The 2,741-nt window shown below is 46.9% G+C and carries 3 protein-coding genes; 1 reads left to right on the top strand and 2 read right to left on the bottom strand.

All coding sequences use genetic code 11. The features are described 5' to 3' along the window. A partial coding sequence (locus tag F6J94_RS32735; RefSeq protein WP_293047865.1) for a hypothetical protein occupies window positions 1-205 on the bottom strand: 205 nt, incomplete at its 3' end. 8 nt (window positions 206-213) lie between these two features. Here F6J94_RS32735 and F6J94_RS32730 point away from each other — a divergent pair. Continuing rightward, window positions 214-2,304, top strand: coding sequence for an ATP-binding protein (locus tag F6J94_RS32730; protein WP_293047863.1), 2,091 nt, complete (start codon window positions 214-216; stop codon window positions 2,302-2,304). Here F6J94_RS32730 and F6J94_RS32725 read toward each other — a convergent pair. Next, the gene (locus tag F6J94_RS32725) at window positions 2,301-2,498 is read right to left on the bottom strand and encodes a hypothetical protein (protein ID WP_293047861.1); all 198 of its coding nucleotides are present in this window, start codon (window positions 2,496-2,498) and stop codon (window positions 2,301-2,303) included. The genes F6J94_RS32730 and F6J94_RS32725 overlap by 4 nt on opposite strands. Window positions 2,499-2,741: the final 243 nt, after the last annotated feature.

Here is a 2,741-nt window from a genome sequence, read left to right as displayed (position 1 = left end):
CCGCATCTTCGGCGTTCCACTCCCTTTCCTCTGCATCCAACATTTCTCTTATACCTTTCCGTCTTTCGTCTTTCTTTTTTTGAGCTATTGACAACGAGGTAGAGTGAGAATATTTCGGTTTATAGGTATGAGTAGTGCGCATAGCTAGTTCTATTTCCCATGTACCCTTGAAGAAAACAATATCAGTCGATCGGATCGTCTTCATGGAGCATTATGGCACCCCAAACTCAAACCAACTGGTATCACTCTAATATTAGTTCTCTGTTTCTAGAAATCGAGCGAGTTCGTAACTATTTAGAAAAATACATAGAAGGTAAAGAAAATCAACAAATCGTTACTGAAATTGTTGACGATACTTCTGCCCTGGCTCAACTATGTTACCACTTCTATCTCTCCCCATTTGAAAGGGATATCCTGCTAATGTGCGTGGGCCAGGAAATAGAACCTATGTTCCAGTCTTTGGTGGCCATTGCCCAAAAAAATCATCCTCACAAAAACTATCCTACTCTTAGTTTAGCTATAGACGCCCTTCCCGGAGCCAGTTGGCATGTCCTTTCTCCCCAAAGCCCTTTATTTTACTGGCAACTGCTCCAGATTGAACCAGGAAGAATCCTAACCAAGTCCCCCCTCCATATTGACCAGCAAATCCTCTGCTTTCTGTTAGGATACGATGCCACAGACCAGGAATTAGCAGGCAAGATCATACCCCAACCGCCTCAGACTAACCCTCTTTTTTTGCCTCCCTCTCAGTTAAGTATAGGGTCGCAATTGAAAACCATTTGGTCTGGGGGCGAGGGGACAAATAGCTATCCCGTGGTGCAATTATCTGGCTCGGACCGTACCACAAAATACCAAATTGCCTCCGCCACTTGTCAGGATTTGGGGAAAAAGTTACATACTCTCGACCCTGCCGCTCTGACCACCAAGCCCCAGGATGTCTACCAACTCGCGAAGCGTTGGCAAAGGGAAGCCAAACTTAGCAATAGTGTCCTGTTTATTGACTGCGATAGTTATAATTTTTCTGAGCCTGGGCGGGAGTCAGCTCTGAGCAAATTTATTGATAGTAACAATACTCGTTTAATCCTCAGCAGCAATGACCGAAAAATTGACTGTCAGCGGACTATTGTAAACCTAGACATCCCCCCATTGAGCCACCAGGAACAATATGACCTGTGGGAAAGCCATATAGGGTCAGCAGCAGCAGAACTTAACGGTCAACTTGAGCGCATCGCCGTGCAGTTTAACCTCAATACTGCTACTATTCAAGCCGCCTGTGATCAATTCAAAATTCAAAATTCAAAATTCCCACAAAATCCCGGATCTAGCCCCAAGAGCGCCCTAACCCACCCCTACCCCCTCCCAGGAGGGGAACCTGGGGGAGACAGATTTCAAAGTCCCCCAGAATTGGGGGATTTAGGGGGCAAAAATCTCAAAGACGAAACCCACCAATCAACTCAATTATGGGATATCTGCCGCCATTTCGCCCGTAATCAATTAGACCACTTAGCGCAACCGATCAATGCTACGGCTACCTGGGACGATCTGGTATTACCTACCCCACAACGGCTGCTTCTGAGCGATATTGCCACTCATCTCAGACACCAGTATAAAGTCTATCAGCAATGGGGTTTCGCCCAAAAAGGCGACCGGGGTTTGGGCATCAGCGCCCTATTTTACGGGGCTAGCGGTACTGGTAAAACCATGGCAGCAGAGGTATTAGCCCAGGAATTTCGCCTGGATCTTTATCGCATCGACCTAAGTAGAGTAGTCAGTAAATATATTGGTGAGACCGAAAAGAATCTGCGGCGGATCTTTGATGCTGCAGAAACCGGTAGTGCTATTCTACTGTTTGACGAAGCCGATGCCCTGTTTGGTAAGCGTACCCAAGTTAAAGACAGTCACGACCGCCACGCTAACATCGAAGTCAGCTATTTGCTGCAACGTATGGAAGCCTATCAAGGGTTGGCTATATTGACCACCAATTTCCAAAGCGCTCTCGATAGTGCCTTTTCGCGCCGCATTCGCTTTGTGGTCGAGTTTCCTTTTCCCCAAGCCGAAATCCGTACCCAAATTTGGCAGCGCATTTTTCCAGCCCAGACCCCAACCCTTAACTTAAATTACCAGAAACTCGGTCAACTCAATGTAGCTGGCGGAAATATTCGCAATATTGCCCTAAATGCCGCTTTTTTGGCCGCCGCCGCCGATGAAGCCGTGAACATGGAACATATCTATGAAGCAACAAAACGGGAATATCTTAAGTTGAAGAAAATGTTGACAAACGAAGAGATTGAAGGCTGGTTTTAGTTGTGGGGACTTTTAGGGAACAGGGAATAGGGAATAGGTAATAGGTAATGGGGAATGGGGAATGGGGAATGGGGAATGGGTAATAGGTAATAGGTAGAGTGGGCATCCTGCCCGCTCGAAAAGATCAGCAGGCGTAGGGTGGGCAAATGCTTATCCTCTGACAATTTGATCTGGAATCGGGTCGATTTGCCCACCCTACAATAACTAGGACGGGGAGTGTCAAAGACTTAGCTAATAGCCGGAAAACTACCACCAATAAAGTGAATATCACTGAAGGTTTCGTTCGCGTAGCGTGACCGTAGGTCAATCCCTGGCTGCCTGACACATCTGTGTGAAACCAAGACGTATCAGGCTCGACACTGTAACGACTGAATCCGTGAGAACCAGATGCGATTGACATGCAGTCACGCTATCGCGTTCGTAAAAATCCTGACGAG

Origin of the sequence: Moorena sp. SIO1F2 (assembly GCF_010672755.1) — a bacterium.
Taxonomy (GTDB): Bacteria; Cyanobacteriota; Cyanobacteriia; order Cyanobacteriales; family Coleofasciculaceae; genus Moorena.
This window is presented reverse-complemented; position numbering and strand designations above follow the sequence as displayed.

Bases quoted from the DNA above. Each gene is read 5' to 3' on its own strand.
- F6J94_RS32730 (WP_293047863.1), top strand. From the start codon at position 214: ATGGCACCCCAAACTCAAACCAACTGGTATCACTCTAATATTAGTTCT.